The sequence below is a fragment of the Streptomyces sp. NPDC046821 genome (assembly GCF_040645335.1).
GTDB lineage: Bacteria > Actinomycetota > Actinomycetes > Streptomycetales > Streptomycetaceae > Streptomyces.
Genome location: NZ_JBEYYB010000002.1, coordinates 16,478 through 31,486 on the forward strand (window position 1 = coordinate 16,478; position 15,009 = coordinate 31,486).

Sequence of the window (15,009 nt, forward strand, 5' to 3'; positions counted from 1 at the left end):
GCTCACGCACCGCCGCGCAGGATGGAGTTGCCCTCGTGCGTGGCATCGGTGTCGGTGACGTCGAGTGCGAGGCGGCCGCTGAGGCCGTAGAACGCGACGGGGTTGCGCCACAGCACCCGGTCCACGTCGTCGTCACCGAACCCGGCCTTGAGCATCGCGTCGGCGACCTTGCGGGTCTTGAGCGGGTCGCTCCTCCCCCAGTCCGCGGCCGAGTTGACGAGTACCTGCTCCGGCCCGTACTCGGTGAGGATCGCGACCATGCGGTCCTCGTCCATCTTGGTGTCGGGGTAGACGGAGAAGCCGAGCCAGCAGCCCGCGTCCTTGGCCGTCTTCACCGTGGTCTCGTTGAGGTGGTCGATGAGAACCCGGTCGAGCGGCAGGTCGGATTCTCGTACGACGTCGAGGGTGCGGCGGAGTCCGGCGAGCTTGTCGCGGTGCGGGGTGTGTACGAGGGCGGGGAGTCCGTGGCCTGCGGCGAGCTGGAGCTGGGCGGCGAGCGCGGTGTCCTCGGCGGGGGTCATGGAGTCGTAGCCGATCTCGCCGACGGCGACGACGTTGTCCTTGACGAGGTAGCGGGGCAGCGCGTCGAGGACGGGGGTGCAGCGAGGGTCGTTCGCCTCTTTGGGGTTGAGGGCGAGCGTGCAGTGGTGGGCGATGCCGTACTGCGCTGCGCGGAACGGTTCCCAGCCGAGGAGTGCGTCGAAGTAGTCGAAGAACGAGGCGGGCGAGGTACGGGGCTGGCCGAGCCAGAACGACGGCTCGACGATCGCCCGCACGCCCGCGGCGTACATGGCCTCGTAGTCGTGGGTGGTGCGCGACGTCATGTGGATGTGCGGGTCGAAGATGCGCATCAGGACTCCTCGGCCTCGGGGGCGGGCGGCGTGGTCAGGGCCAGGACGCGGTGCAGGTCGGCGGGCACGTGGCGGCCCGCGGCGGTGCGTTCGTGGGCGAAGTCGCCGAGCATCCGGGCGAGTTCGGCGTCCCCGCGGGCGCGTGCGGCGAGCCCGGCAACGGCGTCCACGGGCACCCCGGTGAACAGGCACTTCAGGACGGCGTGCCGCCAGTGGTGCGGGGCGAGGTGCGCGGCGGCGTAGGGGCCGACGGCGGCGGCCACGAGGCGGGTGTCGTTCGTGCGGAGGGCGTCCTCGACGAGGGGCAGGGCCTCGGGGCCGGGGACGACGTGCGGCAGGGCCGCGAGGACGGCGCGGCGTTCGGCGGCGGCGCCCTGTTCGTAGAGGCGGGTGAGGGTCGCGGTGTCGGCGCGGGCGGCGTGCAGGAGGAGGATGCGTACGGCGTCTGCGTGCGGGGTGCCGCAGCGGCGGCCCGCTTCGGCGAACCTCAACTCCCAGTCTTTTGTGTGTGGTTGGACAGTCTCTGTTGTGGCCTGGTCGAGCCAGGCGCGTGCGGGTTCGTCGAGGGCGGCCTCGGTGCGGGCGCGCAGGGTCGCGATGTCTTCAGTCATGCGGTGCTCCATCGGCCAGGGACGCGGCGCGCAGGAATCGGAGCGACTTCTCGGCGAGCTGTGGTCCGGCGTGGGAGTGGCGGGGCAGTTCGACGACGGTCAGCCCCTGGTAGCCGGACGCGTCGAGGGCGGCCAGGACGGGCGGGAAGTCGATCTCGCCCTCGCCGAACGGGAGGTGTTCGTGGACGCCGCGCCGCATGTCCTCGATCTGTACGTGCTTCAGCCAGGGTGCGGCGGCGCGTACGCAGTCGGCGGGCGGGAGCGGTTCGAGGCACTGGCAGTGGCCGATGTCCAGGGTCAGGCCGAGCGCGGGCGGGCCGCCGAACTCCTGGCGGAGGTAGTGGAAGTCGGCGAGGGTGGCGAGGAGGTGGCCCGGCTCGGGCTCGATGGCGAGCGGGATGGCTGCCGCGTGGGCCGCGTCGAGGACGGGGGCGAGGGCGTCGGCGAACCGTTTCCACGCGGTGCCGTCGTCCGTACCGGGTGGGGTGACGCCGCTGAAGCAGTGCAGTGCGTGTGCGCCGAGGTCTGCGGCTACCTGCACGGACCTGATGAGGAGCCGGGTGCGGGCGGCTCGGGCGTCCGGGTCGGGGTCCAGGAGGGAGGGGCCGTGCTTTCGGCGGGGGTCGAGAACGTAGCGGGCGCCGGTCTCGACGGTCACGGTCAGGCTGTGCCGGTTCAGGGCGCGGGCCACGCGCCGGGTGCGGGCGGTGAGGTCGGGGGAAAGGGGGTCGAGGTGCATGTGGTCGAGGGTGAGGCCGACGCCGTCGTAGCCGAGGTCGGCGAGGAGGGTGAGGGCGTCGGGGAGGCGGAGGTCGGTGAGGCCGTTGGTGCCGTAGCCCCAGCGGGGGGTCATGTGACGGTCACCTTCGGTGCGATGCGCCGGCTGAGCGGCGCGAGGGCGGCGATGAGCGAGGCCGTTCTGGGGGCGCCGGCCTTGGCGGCCAGCGCCGCCTGGAGGGGGATGAGGGCTCGGATGCCGGCGCCTACGGCGCGTTGGGTGAGGGGCGGGGAGGGGTTGAGGGCTGCGTGGAAGTAGGGGCGGGCTGCTGCCTTGGCGTAGGCGCTGGCCAGGGTGGTGGTGAGGGGACCCGGCAGGCCGGGGGTGGCTGCGGACCGCCGGCCTGCCGGGAGTATGTGCCGGGCGAGTGTGATGGTTGCGGCGAGGGCGCCCAAGGGGGCGAGTGGGTTGCCGCCCTGGGTTTCGTTGCGGGACACCGTGGTTACGGCGAGGGTGTGGGCGGCGATGGTTGTTGCGGCGGGTAGGGCTGCCCTTAGGCCGTGTTTGGGGCGCCCGGCGCTGGGGGCTGTGCCCACCCGTTCCGCCGTGCGGAACGCCTGCCCACAGCTGGGTGGGAGGGGTGTCGCCTCCGGCCTGCGAAACGCCTGACCCCGGCGAGGTGGGAGGAGTGTCACCATCGCCGTGCGGAACGGCTGCCCACAGCGAGGTGGGAGGAGTGTCGCCGCCGTCGTGCGGAACGCCTGCCCGCTGCGGGGTGCGGGAAGTGTCGCGTCCGCCCCGCGGAGCGCCTGGCCACAGCCAGGTGGGAGGAGGGTCCCCTCCGACCTGCGAAACGCCTGACCCAAGCGAGGTGGGAGCAGTGTTGCGTCCGCCCCTCGGAGCGCCTGCTCGCGGCTAGGGAGGGAGGCCGCCGCGCCCAGCAGTACGTCCAGGCCCCTCGCCGTTGCCATTGCGGCCGGGCCCGCTGGGGTGTGTTTCAGGCCCAGGTCGTACGCCCATACCGTTGCCGCCAGTGTCGTGGCCACGGCTGTGGCCGGGCGGCCTGCCCTCGAAGCCAGGGCCAGGCCCCCCGCCGTGAAGGCCGCCGCTGCCGTCAAGGCCGCTGCCGGGCTGATTCGGCCTGAGGGTAGTGGGCGGTGGGGGCGGTCCACTGCGTCTTCGGCTCGGTCCGCCCAGTCGTTGAGGGTCATGCCCGCCTCGTAGAGGCAGAGGGATGAGCCGATGGCCAGGAGCGTGCCCCGGTTCGGGCGCAAGCCCATCGCTGACGCGCCCGCGAGTGCGTCGCCGGGGACCGTGAACAGGGCCGGGAGACGGAGGAGTTCGGCCCACGCCCGGAGCTTTCCCGTGTGGCCGCTCATCGCAGGCGTCCCGCGAACGCGAGCAGCGCCTCGTACTGGTCGGCCAGTGACGGGGACGCGTCGCCGTCGGGGTCCTTGAAGTAGAAGCCGAGTTCGGGGAGGGGGCCGCTGAATCCGACCTCGTGGGCGCGTAGGAGGAGGCGGGCCAGGTCCAGGACGAGGGGGGCCGCGAGTGCGGAGTCGCAGCCCTGCCAGATCGTCTGGAGGATCATGCGGGAGCCGAGGAAACCGTCGAACGCGATGTGGTCCCAGGCCGTCTTCCAGTCGCCGAGCGCGGGCACGTCGTCGATGTGGACCTCGCCCTCGGGCGCGGCCCCGAGCGCGTCGGCGAGGACGCGTTCTTTGCCGGCGTTCTTGGCCGCGGCGGCGCCGGGGTCGGCGAGGGCCGCTCCGTCGCCTCCGCCGAGGAGATTCGTGCCGGACCAGGCCCGTACGGCAAGGGCACGTTGGAGGAACATCGGCGCGAGCACGGACCGCAGGAGCGTCTGGCCGGTCTTGCCGTCGCGGCCCGCGTGGGGCAGGCCGCTGGTCGCGGCGGCCTCGGCGAGGTCGGGGTGGTGCAGGCCGGTGGAGGGGGTGAAGTTGACGTACGGGCAGCCCGCGCGCAGGGCGGCCGCCGCGTAGAGGGAGCTGGCAGGGAGCCTGCTGCCGTCGGGGGCGGGTTCCGTGGAGGCGACGTTCACGACGACGGCGCCCGCGAGCTCGCCCCGGTCGACGAAGTCACCCATGTCGTCGGCGAACGCGGCGATGAGCGCGTCGTCGGAGCGGGAGTCGCCCGGCTGGGGGCCGCCCGGCCGTATCTCCCGGTCGGCGGCGGCGAGTTCGGCCCCGACGGCGGCCGGCAGTCCGTGCGGCAGGACGCCTCCGGCGGCGAGGTGCTCGGCGCGCTTGGGCAGGGGGCAGTCGACGGTGTCGTGGCCGCCGAAGACGAGTGAGGTCAGCGCGGGCAGCCCGGCCCCGGCGAAGGGTGCGGTCTCGGTGGCCATGCCGGTCGGCGGATGCAGCCCGGCGGCGACGGCGGCGCAGCCCGCGACGGCGGTGGTGGCGACGGAACCGCGCGCCCCGACGAGCCAGACTCCGAAGCGGGGAGCGGGAGTTGAGGGTTCGGCGGACATGGGCAGCCTCCTTGTCGTACGCGAACCGGGAGCCGGAAGAAGCGTCGGCGGTGCGGGACGGCGGGCGGGGGTCCGGCGTCCCCCGCCCGCCGCCGTCTCATGGCGGGCGCTACGTCGGTCAGCCCGTCGTGAAGGTGAAGTCGTCCACCTCGTAGAGCGGCCCGCTGCCCGCGCCCTTGAAGACCAGGTAGAGCGTGGTGGTCTTGTCGGGGCTGCGGCCGATGGTGCCGGTGACGTCCTTGTACGTCTCCCAGGACCCGGTGGGTTCGACCTTGGCGGTGCCGAGGAGCTTGCCGGTGGCGGAGCCGCTGCGGATCTCCAGGGTGCCGCCGCTGCCGGCGGAGGCGACGCGCGCGCTGAACGACGTGGCGTCGCTCAGGGCGTACGGCGTGAAGGAGATCCAGTCGCCGTCGTCGATGTCGCCGACGGCCTTGCCGCCGTTCGCCGTGGTGTGGCTGACGACGCCGACACCCTTCGAGTCGCCGAAGTGCTCGGCCTGGCGGTGCTTGGGCTGGAGGACGTTCTGGTCGTGCGTGGTGAGCGCGGGCTGGCCGTTCGCGCCCTTGTCGGTGTACTCGGCGTCGAAGACCCCGAAGATGTTGGCGTTCGCGTCGTGCTCACCGTCGGCGAGCGTCTGGATGGTGCCCGAGCAGCCGTTCGCGGAGGTGACCGGGTGGCCGTGGCTGTCGTGGCCGAGGATGTGGGTGACCTTGACCTTGGAGCAGTCGATCGTGCCGTCCTCCGGGTCGGTGACCTTCACCTTGAACGGCACCTTGTCGCCGAAGGTGAACAGCTGGCCGTCGGCGGGGAGTTCAAGGGTCACCTTGGGCGCGGTGTTGCCGACGACGAGGTGCACGTCGGCGCTGCCGGTGCGGCCGGTGACGTCCTTGGCGGTGACGGTCGCGGTGTAGGTGCCGTTCTTCTTGTACGTGTGGGTGGGCGCCGCCCCGGTGCCGGTGGTGCCGTCGCCGAAGTTCCAGGAGTAGGTCAGGGCATTGTCGTCACCGTCGGCGTCGGTGCCGGTCGCGGAGAAGGTGGCCTTCAGCGGGGCCTGGCCGGAGGTCTTGTCGACCTTGCCGTCGACGACGGGTGAGTGTCCGTCGGTGGCGTTCTCTATTCGGTAGAGACCCGAGTTCGCGTCGCCGCCGAACCATGCGGTGCCGTAGTCGAGGACGTACAGGGCGCCGTCGGGGCCGAACGCCATGTCCATCACCTGGGTGCCGGTCCACGGGAACGGGTTGATCTTGGTGACGTTGCCGTCCGCGTCCTGCTCGATGCGCTTGATCCAGCGGCGGCCGAACTCACCGGCGAAGTAGTCCCCGTCGTAGGCCTCCGGGAACTTCACGGGCGACGTGCTGGCCGCGTCGTAGCGGTAGACGGGTCCGCCCATCGGGGACTCGGAGCCGCTGCCGAACTCGGGGACGTTGCCGCCGTCGTACGGGATCCAGGCAGGCTGCGCGGGCGGCAGGTCGACGAGGCCCGTGTTGTGGGGCGAGGTGTTCTTCGGCGCGGCGCAGTCGAAGGCAGCGCCGGACGTCTTGGTGGCGAAGTCGTAGTCGACGTAGGCATCGTTGTCGCCGGTGCAGTACGGCCAGCCGTAGTTGCCGGGCTTCGTCACGCGGTCGAACTCGACCTGGCCGGCGGGGCCGCGCTTCGGGTCGGCGGCGCCGGCGTCGGGGCCGTAGTCACCGACGTAGACGATGCCGGTCGGCTTGTCGACGCTCATCCGGAACGGGTTGCGGAAGCCCATCGCGTAGATCTCGGGACGGGTCTTGTCCGTGCCGGGGGCGAAGAGGTTGCCGCTGGGGACGGAGTAGGAGCCGTCGTCGGCGACCTTGATACGGAGGATCTTGCCGCGCAGGTCATTGGTGTTGCCCGCCGAACGCCGTGCGTCGTAGGCCGGGTTACGGGTGGGGCGCTGGTCGATGGGGGTGTAGCCCTCGGACGCGAACGGGTTGGAGTCGTCGCCCGTCGACAGGTAGAGGTTGCCGTCCTTGTCGAAGTCGATGTCACCGCCGACGTGGCAGCAGATGCCGCGCGAGGTGGGCACTTCGAGGATCTTCTTCTCGCTGGCGTTGTCCAGGGTGCCGTCCGCCTTGAGGACGAAGCGGGAGAGCTGGTTGTAGCCGTCGAAGGGCTTGAAGTCGGCGGCGGTGCCGTCGTTCGGGGCGTCGCCCGCCGGGGTGTTCAGGGGCGGGGCGTAATAGAGGTAGACGAAGCGGTTGGTACTGAACTCCGGGTCCACGCCCACACCTTGGAGGCCCTCTTCGTCGTGGGAGTAGACGTCGAGCTTGCCGGCGACCTTGGTGGTGCCGTTCTCGTCGGTCAGGCGCAGGACGCCGTCGCGGGAGGTGTGCAGGACCTTGCGGTCCGGGAGGACGGCGAGGGACATGGGCTCGCCGACCTCCTCGGCGCCCTTGGCCAGGGTGACCTGCTGGAAGTCCTCCGTGGCGACAGGGGCCGACGTGTCGGGGGCGGGGGCGGCGCCTGCGTTCGGGGCGCCGAGCGTGAGTGAGGCTCCGGCGAGGAGTGAGCCGGTGAGGAGTGCGAGTGCCTTGCGGAGTCTTGGGCGTTTCCTTTGCACGGGGTTCCTCCGGAAAGGGGGCGGGCGTGCGGGGGTGGGGTGCGCCGGATCACCCCGGAGGGCGGTTGCCATGTATGCGGCACTGAAGCTAGTTGGCTTTGTCTGGTTCGGATAGTCCTTGTGCGTGGGGTTGTTGGGACTTTTTCCCGAGTAGAGACAAAGGGGTGTCTGGGCAGGGTTCAGTGACTGCGGACCGTTGGGGCTGGTCGCGCAGTTCCCCGCGCCCCTTACGGGGGCGCTAGTTGCTGAAGGCTGCGTCGAAGGACGACGTCGGAGGGTCGAAGTCGAAGGACTTGAGGTGCCTCAAGGCCTCGGGAGCGCCCTGGAGGCGGTCCATGCCCGCGTCCTCCCACTCCACCGAGATCGGGCCCTCGTAGTCGATCGAGCTGAGCATTCGGAAGACGTCCTCCCAGGGGACGTCGCCGTGGCCCGCCGAGACGAAGTCCCAGCCTCGGCGCGGGTCGCCCCAGGGCAGGTGGGAGCCGAGGCGGCCGTTGCGGCCGTCCAGGCGGCGCCGGGCCTCCTTGCAGTCGACGTGGTAGATCCGGTCGCGGAAGTCCCACAGGAAGCCGACCGGGTCGAGGTCCTGCCACACGAAGTGGCTGGGGTCGAAGTTCAGGCCGAACGCGGTCCGCCGGCCGACGGCTTCGAGGGCGCGGTGCGTGGTCCAGTAGTCGTACGCGATCTCCGACGGATGGACCTCGTGCGCGAACAGGACGCCCTGCGCGTCGAAGACGTCGAGGATCGGGTTCCAGCGCTCGGCGAAGTCCTCGTAGCCGCGCTCGATCATCGACTCGGGCGCGGGCGGGAACATGGCGACGAGGTGCCAGATGGACGAGCCGGTGAACCCGATGACCGTGTCGACGCCGAAGGCCGCCGCGGCGCGCGCGGTGTCCGCCATCTCGGCCGCGGCCCTCCGCCGTACGCCCTCGGGCTCGCCGTCGCCCCAGATGCGGGCGGGCAGGATCGCCTGGTGGCGTTCGTCGATGATCGCGTCGCACACAGCCTGGCCCACGAGGTGGTTGGAGATCGCCCAGCACTTGAGGCCGTACTTGTCGAGCAGGGCCCGGCGCGAGTCGACGTAACCCGGGTCCGCGAGGGCCTTGTCGACCTCGAAGTGGTCGCCCCAGCAGGCGAGTTCGAGGCCGTCGTAGCCGAAGTCGCGGGCGAGCCGGCAGGCCTCTTCGAGGGGCAGGTCGGCCCACTGTCCGGTGAACAGGGTGAACTGGCGTGGCATGAGCCGTGCCTCCTCAGACGGGTATGGCGGTGTAGACGGAGTTCTTGAGGGCGCTCTCCTCGACAGCGGCCAGCACGCGCTGCACGCGCAGGCCCTCGGCGAAGGACGGCTGGGGCTGCTCGCCCTCGGCGATGGCGTGGACCAGGTCGCGGGCCTGGTGCGTGAAGGTGTGCTCGTAGCCGAGACCGTGGCCCGGCGGCCACCAGCCCTCCAGGTAGGGGTGGTCCGGCTCGGTGACGAGGATGCGGCGGAAACCGGCGCCGGCCCCGGGTTCCGTGTGATCGTGGAAGGAGAGCTCGTTGAGGCGTTCCAGGTCGAAGGCCAACGAGCCTTTCTCACCGTTGAGTTCGATCCGCAGCGCGTTCTTGCGGCCGGCGGCGAAACGGGTCGCCTCGAAGGAGCCGAGCGCGCCGGAGGTGAAGCGGGCGGTGAACAGGGCGGCGTCGTCCACCGTGACCGGGCCGCGCGCGACGCCCCCGCCGCCCGCCGCGAGCCCCGACGTGGCGCCCGCGAGGACCGGCCGCTCCCGGACGAAGGTCTCGGTGAGCGCGGACACCCCCGCGATCCGCTCCCCCGTCAGGAACTGCGCGAGGTCGACGGCGTGCGCGCCCAGATCGCCCAGCGCGCCCGAGCCCGCGTCCTCCTTCTTGAGCCGCCAGGTGAGCGGGAAGTCGGGGTCGACGAGCCAGTCCTGGAGGTAGGAGACGCGGACGTGGCGCAGGGCGCCGATGCGGCCCTCGGCGACCAGGCGGCGGGCGAGTGCGGTGGCGGGGACGCGGCGGTAGTTGAAGCCGGTCATCGCCAACTGACCTCTGTCAAAGGCACGTTGCGCCGCTTCGGCCATCGCCTCGGCCTCGGCGACCGTGTTGGCGAGCGGTTTCTCGCACAGCACGTGCTTGCCCGCCTCCAGGGCGGCGACGGCGATCTCCGCGTGGCTGGAGCCCGGGGTGCAGATGTCTACGACGTCCACGTCGTCGCGGGCGATCAGCGCGCGCCAGTCCGTCTCGGCCGCGGCCCAGCCGAGCCGGTCGGCGGCGGCGCGCACGGCCCCCGCGTCACGGCCGCAGACCGCCGCGAGGCGCGGCCGCAGCGGCAGGTCGAAGGCCCGGCCCACGGTGCGCCAGCCCTGGGAGTGGGCGGCGCCCATGAAGGCGTATCCGACCATGCCGATGCCCAGGGTGCGCCGTGCGGCCTCGGGCTCCACCGTCGTGCCCATGCAGTAGTCCTCTCGTCGACGCCGGTCCCGCGAGCTGCGCTGTGGGGGCGGCACCCATCACTTGAAGCCGGTCGGCATGTACTGGCCGACGTTGTCCTTGTCGACGACCGCCGAGAACAGCGTCACGTGCGCCGGGATCTCGAACTCGGCCATGCCGCTGACGCCCTTGCCCTGGCCGAGGGCGCGCGCGAGGTCGATCGCGGACGCGGCCATGGTCGGCGGGTAGAGGACGGTCGCCTTGAGGACGCTGTTGTCGGCCTCGATGGCCTGGAACGCGGAGAGCGCCCCGGCACCGCCGACCATCAGGAAGTCGTCGCGCCCGGCCTGCTTGATGGCGCGCAGGGCGCCCACTCCCTGGTCGTCGTCGTGGTTCCACAGCGCGTCGAAGTTCTTCTGCGCCTGGAGGAGCTGGGACATCTTCTGCTGGCCCGACTCGACGGTGAACTCGGCGGCCTGGCGGGCGACCTTCGTGATGTTCGGGTAGTTCTTCAGGGCGTCGTCGAAGCCCTGGGAGCGCTGCTTGGTGAGCTCCAGGTTGTCGAGCCCGGCGAGCTCGACGACCCTGGCGTTCTTCTTGCCCTTCAGCTTCTCGCCGATGTAGTTGCCGGCGCTCAGGCCCATGCCGTAGTTGTCGCCGCCGATCCAACAGCGGTACGCCTGCGGGGTGTTGAAGATCCGGTCGAGGTTCACGACGGGGATCCCGGCGCGCATCGCCTTCAGGCCGACCCGGGTGAGGGCCTTGCCGTCGGCCGGCAGGATCACCAGGACGTCGACCTTCTTGTTGATGAGGGTCTCGACCTGCCCGATCTGCGCGGCCGTGTCGTTCGAGCCCTCCGTCGCCTCCAGGGTGACGTCGGCGTACTTCTTCGCGCGTTCCTTGGCGTTGTCGTTGATCGCGTTCAGCCAGCCGTGGTCGGCCTGCGGTCCGGCGAAGCCGATGGTGACGCGCTTGCCGGGCTTGTTGTCGGCAGCGGGCTTGTTGTCGGCGGCGGGCTTGGTGTGGCTGGGCTCGTTGCTCGTGCAGGCGGTGAGCAGCCCGCCCGTGGTGACGGCGGCTGCCGCCCCGAAGAGGAGTCCTCTGCGGCTGCTTGTCTCTGGCATGTCGGCCGGCCTTTCCCTAGTCAGGAGGGGGTGGAGGAGGTACGTCGCTGGACCAGGACGGCGGCGACGATGATCGCCCCCTTGGCGATCTGCTGGACGTCGCTCTGCAGGTTGTTGAGCGCGAAGATGTTGGTGATCGTGGTGAAGATCAGTACGCCGAGGACTGAGCCGGTGATGGTGCCGCGGCCGCCGGTCAGGAGGGTGCCGCCGATGATCGCGGCGGCGATGGCGTCGAGTTCGTAGAGGTTGCCGTTGGTGTTCTGGCCGGAGCCGGACAGGACGATCAGCAGGAACGCGGCGATGCCGCAGCACAGGCCGGAGAGGAGGTAGAGGTACAGGCGCTGGCGCCGTACGTCGATGCCGGCGAGGCGCGCGGCCTCGGCGTTTCCGCCGACCGCGACGGAGCGGCGGCCGAAGGTGGTGCGGTTCAGGACGAGCCAGCCGATGACGGTGACGGCGGCGAAGACGATGACCAGGGGTGGGATGCCGAGGATGTAGGAGTCGCGCTCGCCGAGTTTCAGGACTCCGTCCACGGTGACCATCTGGGTCTTGCCGTCGGTGATCTGGAGAGCTAGGCCACGGCCTGAGGCGAGCAGCGCCAAGGTGGCGATGAACGGGACTATGCCTCCGTAGGCGACTAGCACTCCGTTTACGAGGCCGCACGCTACGCCTACGGCGACTGCTGTGAAGAGGATGCCGGTGAAGCCGTATTCCTGGGTGGCTACTGTGGTGGCCCAGACGCTGGCGAGGGCGACTATTGCTCCTACGGAGAGGTCGATTCCGCCGGAGATTATGACGAAGGTCATGCCTACGGTGACGATGCCTATTACTGAGGCTTGGGTGAGGATTAGTTGGACGTTGTCTGTGTCCAGGAAGGCGGTTGGTTGGGTTAGGCCGCCTATGAGGATTAGGGCGGCGAGTACGCCCACTAGGGACAGGGTGCGGAGGTCTATGTGGGGGGCCCATTTTTGGCCTTCGGCGCAGTTGCCTGCGGCGGGCGGGGCGGATCGTGCGGGCGGTGCGGGGTGGGCCATGGCTCCGGGCTCCCGTCGTGTGCGGGTTGTTTGTGGCGGGGGTTTTGCGCAGTTCCCCGCGCCCCTGGATTCGGGGCTATGTCGTTTGTCGTGTGCGCGTTCGTTGTGGCTGAGGTTTTTTTGCGCAGTTCCCCGCGCCCCTAAAAACGCGCAGTTCCCCGCGCCCCTTTCAGGGGCACTCGTCACTCAGCCGCGAGAACCAAGTTCAGGACCGCATGTTCGTCCAAAGCCGTTGCCCTCGACTCGTGGATTACCTGGCCCTCCCTCAGGACCAGGACTCGGTCTGACAGGCCCAGGACTTCGGGGACTTCGCTGGAGACCAGGAGGACTGCCAGGCCCGCGTCGGCCAGGCGGCGGATCACTGCGTAGAGTTCCGCCCTTGCGCCTACGTCGACGCCCCGTGTCGGTTCGTCCAGGAGTAGGACTCGGCAGCCTCGGAGGAGCCAGCGGGCCAGGACCGCCTTTTGCTGGTTGCCGCCGGAGAGAGTGCGGACCGGGGCCGACGGGTTGTCCGGGCGGAGGGACAGTTCTCGGGTTGCCGCCAGTGCCGCGGCGCGCTCCTTGCCCCGGTCCAGCCAACCCCCGTACGAGAAGCGGGACATGGAGGAGACCGAGACGTTGCGGGTGACGGATTCCAGCATCAGGAGTGCCTGGGACTTGCGTTCCTCGGGGGCGAGGCCGAGGCCGGCGCGGACGGCGGAGCGTACGCTGCCTGGTCTCAATTCGCTTCCGCCTACGGTTACTTGGCCGGTGCTTGGCTTGCGGGCTCCGTAGATCGTCTCCAGGATTTCGGAGCGGCCCGAGCCGACCAGTCCGGCGAGGCCTACGATCTCGCCGGGGCGCAGTTCGAGGTCGAGTGGGGCGAACTCCCCTTCCCGGGACAGGCCCTTGACCGTGAGGACCGGCTCGGGGAGTACGGGGTCCACCGGGCGGTCGGGGAACACGTACTCCACGTTCCGGCCCGTCATCAGGGCGACGACGTCGCGCGTCGGGGTGTCCTTGGCGGGCAGTCCCCCCGCGACTGCCCGCCCGTCCTTGAGGACGGTGACCCGGTCACCGATCCTGCGTATCTCTTCGAGCCGGTGCGAGATGTAGACGACGGCGACGCCGTCCGCCGTGAGGGCGGCGACGATGCGGAAGAGGTTGTCGACCTCGTCGGGGTCGAGCGCGGCGGACGGTTCGTCCATGACGATGAGGCGCACGTCGTGCGATAGGGCGCGGGCCATGGACACGATCTGCTGCTGCGCGGCCGAGAGGTCGCCGACGAGGCGCCCCGGGTCGATCTCGCCGTGCCCGAGCCGTTTGAGGAGCGCGGCGGTCGCGCTGCGCGCGTCGCGTCCCCGTACGACGAAACCGGCGGTCGTCGGCTCGTGTCCGAGGAAGACGTTCTCGGCCACCGACAGGCCTTCCACCAGGTCGAGTTCCTGGTAGATGGTGGCGATGCCTAGGCGCATCGCGGCGATGGGCGACTTGAGGGCCGTGTGTTCGCCGCTCCAGGTGATCGTGCCGTCGTCGGGCTGGTGGACGCCGGCGAGGACCTTGATGAGGGTCGATTTTCCGGCGCCGTTCTGGCCGAGGAGACAGTGCACTTCGCCGGCCTGGACTTCGAGGTCCACGCCGTCGAGGGCGCGGACGCCGGGGAACGACTTGGTGATGCCGGACATGGTGAGCAGGGGTGGTTCCGGTGCCATGGTGGTTCCCCTCGGCGGTCGGGGCCGGTTTCAGGGCAGGGCGGAGCAGGGCGCCGTACTGGTGTTCTAGTTGGCGGATGTGCTGGTGAACGCGGTCGCCCCCGAAGGGCGACTCAGGGTGTTACGCCGGTGAGAACAGGTGGTCGCTGATGAGGCGGCCCGCGCCGATCACTCCGGCGGTGGGGCCGAGTTCGCCCAGGACGATGGGGAGGTTACCGGTCGCGAGAGGGAGCGACTGGCGGTAGACCTGGGTGCGCAGGGCGGCGAGCAGGGTGTGGCCGAGGCCGGTGACGCCGCCTCCGATCACCACGAGGCCCGGGTTGAAGAAGCTGACGAGTGAGGCGATGACCTGGCCGGTGCGGTTGCCGCCCTCGCGGATGAGGTCGAGGGCGGTGGCGTCACCGGCCGCGGCGGCGACGGCCACGTCGGCGGCGGTGAGTTTCCCGGCCGAGTCGAGGATGACGGCGAGTTCACCGGAGCGGCCGTCGCGGGCGGCCTCCTCGGCGTCGCGGGCGAGTGCCGCGCCGCTGAAATAGGCCTCCAGACAGCCCCGGTTGCCGCAGGCGCACGGGCGTCCGTCGGGTTCGACCTGGATGTGGCCGATGTCGCCGGCGCTGCCCGTCGTGCCGCGGTAGACCTGTCCGCCGACGACGATGCCGCAGCCTATGCCCGTGCCGATCTTGACGCAGAGGAAGTCGCGCGCGGAGCGGGCGACGCCCGCGTGCTGCTCCCCCATCGCCATGAGGTTCACGTCGTTGTCGACCATGACCGGGCAGCCGAGTTCCTGGCTGAGGGCCTCGCGGACGGGGAAGCCGTCCCAGCCCGGCATGATCGGCGGCGCGACCGGCACGCCCTCGGGGAAGCGGACGGGCCCCGGGACACCGATCCCGGCGCCGTCGAACCCCTCGGCGAGCCCGGAGGCCTTCAACTTGCCCGCCATCGCGAGGACTTGCTCGAAGACGGCGACCGGTCCCTCGCGGACGTCCAGGGGCTGGTTGATGTGCCCGAGGACCTCCAGCTCGGCGTTGGTGACGGCGACGTCGACCGACGTCGCGCCGATGTCGACACCGAGGAAACGGAGTCCGGGGGCGAGCCGGATGTTGTGGGAGCGGCGCCCGCCGCGCGAGGCGGCGAGTCCGTCGGCCACGACGAGGCCCGTCTCCAGGAGCCGGTCCACCTCGACGGCCAGTTTCGACCGTGAAAGGTCGATCTGATCGCCCAGCTGGGCCCGGGAGTTGGGCCCGCCGTCACGCAGCAGACGCAACAGGCGTGCCTGATGCGCGTTCGCGGGCCGTGCCGTCATGCGTCTCACGTACCCCTCCCGCCTCTTCGGGCCGCGGTGGGCCTGCTTTCGACGGTGAACGTAGCAGCGGCTGCCGGGGCTGGGAAGAAGTTGCGCAGGAATTACGGGCGACTTTCTCCAGTCACAGGACAAAGGCGGATCGCGGGCCGCCGGACGATCACTGTTCCCG

12 protein-coding genes are annotated in these 15,009 nt (G+C 70.7%); all 12 read right to left on the reverse strand.

The window, feature by feature from the left end:
• Window positions 1–2 precede the first annotated feature (2 nt).
• The 12 genes from ABZ893_RS03685 to ABZ893_RS03740 all read right to left on the reverse strand — a co-directional run bounded on the left by ABZ893_RS03685 (window position 3) and on the right by ABZ893_RS03740 (window position 14,840).
• Window positions 3–851 carry a TatD family hydrolase gene (locus ABZ893_RS03685; protein WP_361396190.1) on the reverse strand — a complete coding sequence of 283 codons (849 nt, stop codon included), beginning with the start codon at window positions 849–851 and terminating at the stop codon, window positions 3–5.
• Complete coding sequence (locus ABZ893_RS03690) at window positions 851–1,462, reverse strand: EboA domain-containing protein (RefSeq protein ID WP_361396192.1); 612 nt, start codon at window positions 1,460–1,462, stop codon at window positions 851–853. Before ABZ893_RS03690 ends, ABZ893_RS03685 begins: the two co-directional genes overlap by 1 nt.
• Window positions 1,455–2,315 (reverse strand): sugar phosphate isomerase/epimerase family protein, encoded by an 861-nt coding sequence (locus ABZ893_RS03695; protein ID WP_361396195.1) that lies wholly within the window; start codon window positions 2,313–2,315, stop codon window positions 1,455–1,457. Before ABZ893_RS03695 ends, ABZ893_RS03690 begins: the two co-directional genes overlap by 8 nt.
• On the reverse strand, window positions 2,312–3,559 hold the full coding sequence (locus ABZ893_RS03700) for a UbiA family prenyltransferase (protein WP_361396198.1): 1,248 nt from the start codon (window positions 3,557–3,559) through the stop codon (window positions 2,312–2,314). The genes ABZ893_RS03695 and ABZ893_RS03700 overlap by 4 nt, the downstream gene beginning before the upstream one ends.
• Window positions 3,556–4,674, reverse strand: a complete 1,119-nt coding sequence (locus tag ABZ893_RS03705) for an inositol-3-phosphate synthase (protein ID WP_361396201.1) — start codon at window positions 4,672–4,674, stop codon at window positions 3,556–3,558. The genes ABZ893_RS03700 and ABZ893_RS03705 overlap by 4 nt, the downstream gene beginning before the upstream one ends.
• 118 nt (window positions 4,675–4,792) lie before the next feature.
• On the reverse strand, window positions 4,793–7,258 hold the full coding sequence (locus tag ABZ893_RS03710) for a PQQ-dependent sugar dehydrogenase (RefSeq protein ID WP_361396204.1): 2,466 nt from the start codon (window positions 7,256–7,258) through the stop codon (window positions 4,793–4,795).
• A 238-nt stretch (window positions 7,259–7,496) separates the two neighbouring features.
• Window positions 7,497–8,495: a sugar phosphate isomerase/epimerase family protein gene (locus ABZ893_RS03715; protein WP_361396207.1), complete on the reverse strand. Its 999-nt coding sequence runs from the start codon at window positions 8,493–8,495 to the stop codon at window positions 7,497–7,499.
• Window positions 8,496–8,508: 13 nt separating this feature from the next.
• The gene (locus ABZ893_RS03720) at window positions 8,509–9,711 is read right to left on the reverse strand and encodes a Gfo/Idh/MocA family oxidoreductase (RefSeq protein ID WP_361396210.1); all 1,203 of its coding nucleotides are present in this window, start codon (window positions 9,709–9,711) and stop codon (window positions 8,509–8,511) included.
• Window positions 9,712–9,768: 57 nt separating this feature from the next.
• A complete protein-coding gene (locus ABZ893_RS03725; RefSeq protein WP_361396213.1) occupies window positions 9,769–10,812 on the reverse strand; it encodes a substrate-binding domain-containing protein in 1,044 nt (347 codons plus the stop codon).
• A gap of 20 nt (window positions 10,813–10,832) precedes the next feature.
• Window positions 10,833–11,846: an ABC transporter permease gene (locus ABZ893_RS03730; protein ID WP_361396216.1), complete on the reverse strand. Its 1,014-nt coding sequence runs from the start codon at window positions 11,844–11,846 to the stop codon at window positions 10,833–10,835.
• Window positions 11,847–12,028: 182 nt separating this feature from the next.
• Window positions 12,029–13,537 (reverse strand): sugar ABC transporter ATP-binding protein, encoded by a 1,509-nt coding sequence (locus tag ABZ893_RS03735; protein ID WP_361396218.1) that lies wholly within the window; start codon window positions 13,535–13,537, stop codon window positions 12,029–12,031.
• A 121-nt stretch (window positions 13,538–13,658) separates the two neighbouring features.
• Entirely contained in the window at window positions 13,659–14,840 is a 1,182-nt protein-coding gene (locus ABZ893_RS03740) for an ROK family transcriptional regulator (protein WP_361396221.1), read from the reverse strand.
• Window positions 14,841–15,009: the final 169 nt, after the last annotated feature.

Excerpts from the sequence above, each read along its gene's own strand:
- ABZ893_RS03715 (WP_361396207.1), bottom strand. The coding sequence starts at position 8,495 with ATGCCACGCCAGTTCACCCTGTTCACCGGACAGTGGGCCGACCTGCCC.
- ABZ893_RS03720 (WP_361396210.1), bottom strand. The coding sequence starts at position 9,711 with ATGGGCACGACGGTGGAGCCCGAGGCCGCACGGCGCACCCTGGGCATC.
- ABZ893_RS03725 (WP_361396213.1), bottom strand. The coding sequence starts at position 10,812 with ATGCCAGAGACAAGCAGCCGCAGAGGACTCCTCTTCGGGGCGGCAGCC.
- ABZ893_RS03690 (WP_361396192.1), bottom strand. The coding sequence starts at position 1,462 with ATGACTGAAGACATCGCGACCCTGCGCGCCCGCACCGAGGCCGCCCTC.
- ABZ893_RS03735 (WP_361396218.1), bottom strand. The coding sequence starts at position 13,537 with ATGGCACCGGAACCACCCCTGCTCACCATGTCCGGCATCACCAAGTCG.
- ABZ893_RS03740 (WP_361396221.1), bottom strand. The coding sequence starts at position 14,840 with ATGACGGCACGGCCCGCGAACGCGCATCAGGCACGCCTGTTGCGTCTG.
- ABZ893_RS03730 (WP_361396216.1), bottom strand. The coding sequence starts at position 11,846 with ATGGCCCACCCCGCACCGCCCGCACGATCCGCCCCGCCCGCCGCAGGC.
- ABZ893_RS03695 (WP_361396195.1), bottom strand. The coding sequence starts at position 2,315 with ATGACCCCCCGCTGGGGCTACGGCACCAACGGCCTCACCGACCTCCGC.
- ABZ893_RS03705 (WP_361396201.1), bottom strand. The coding sequence starts at position 4,674 with ATGTCCGCCGAACCCTCAACTCCCGCTCCCCGCTTCGGAGTCTGGCTC.
- ABZ893_RS03685 (WP_361396190.1), bottom strand. The coding sequence starts at position 851 with ATGCGCATCTTCGACCCGCACATCCACATGACGTCGCGCACCACCCAC.
- ABZ893_RS03700 (WP_361396198.1), bottom strand. The coding sequence starts at position 3,559 with ATGAGCGGCCACACGGGAAAGCTCCGGGCGTGGGCCGAACTCCTCCGT.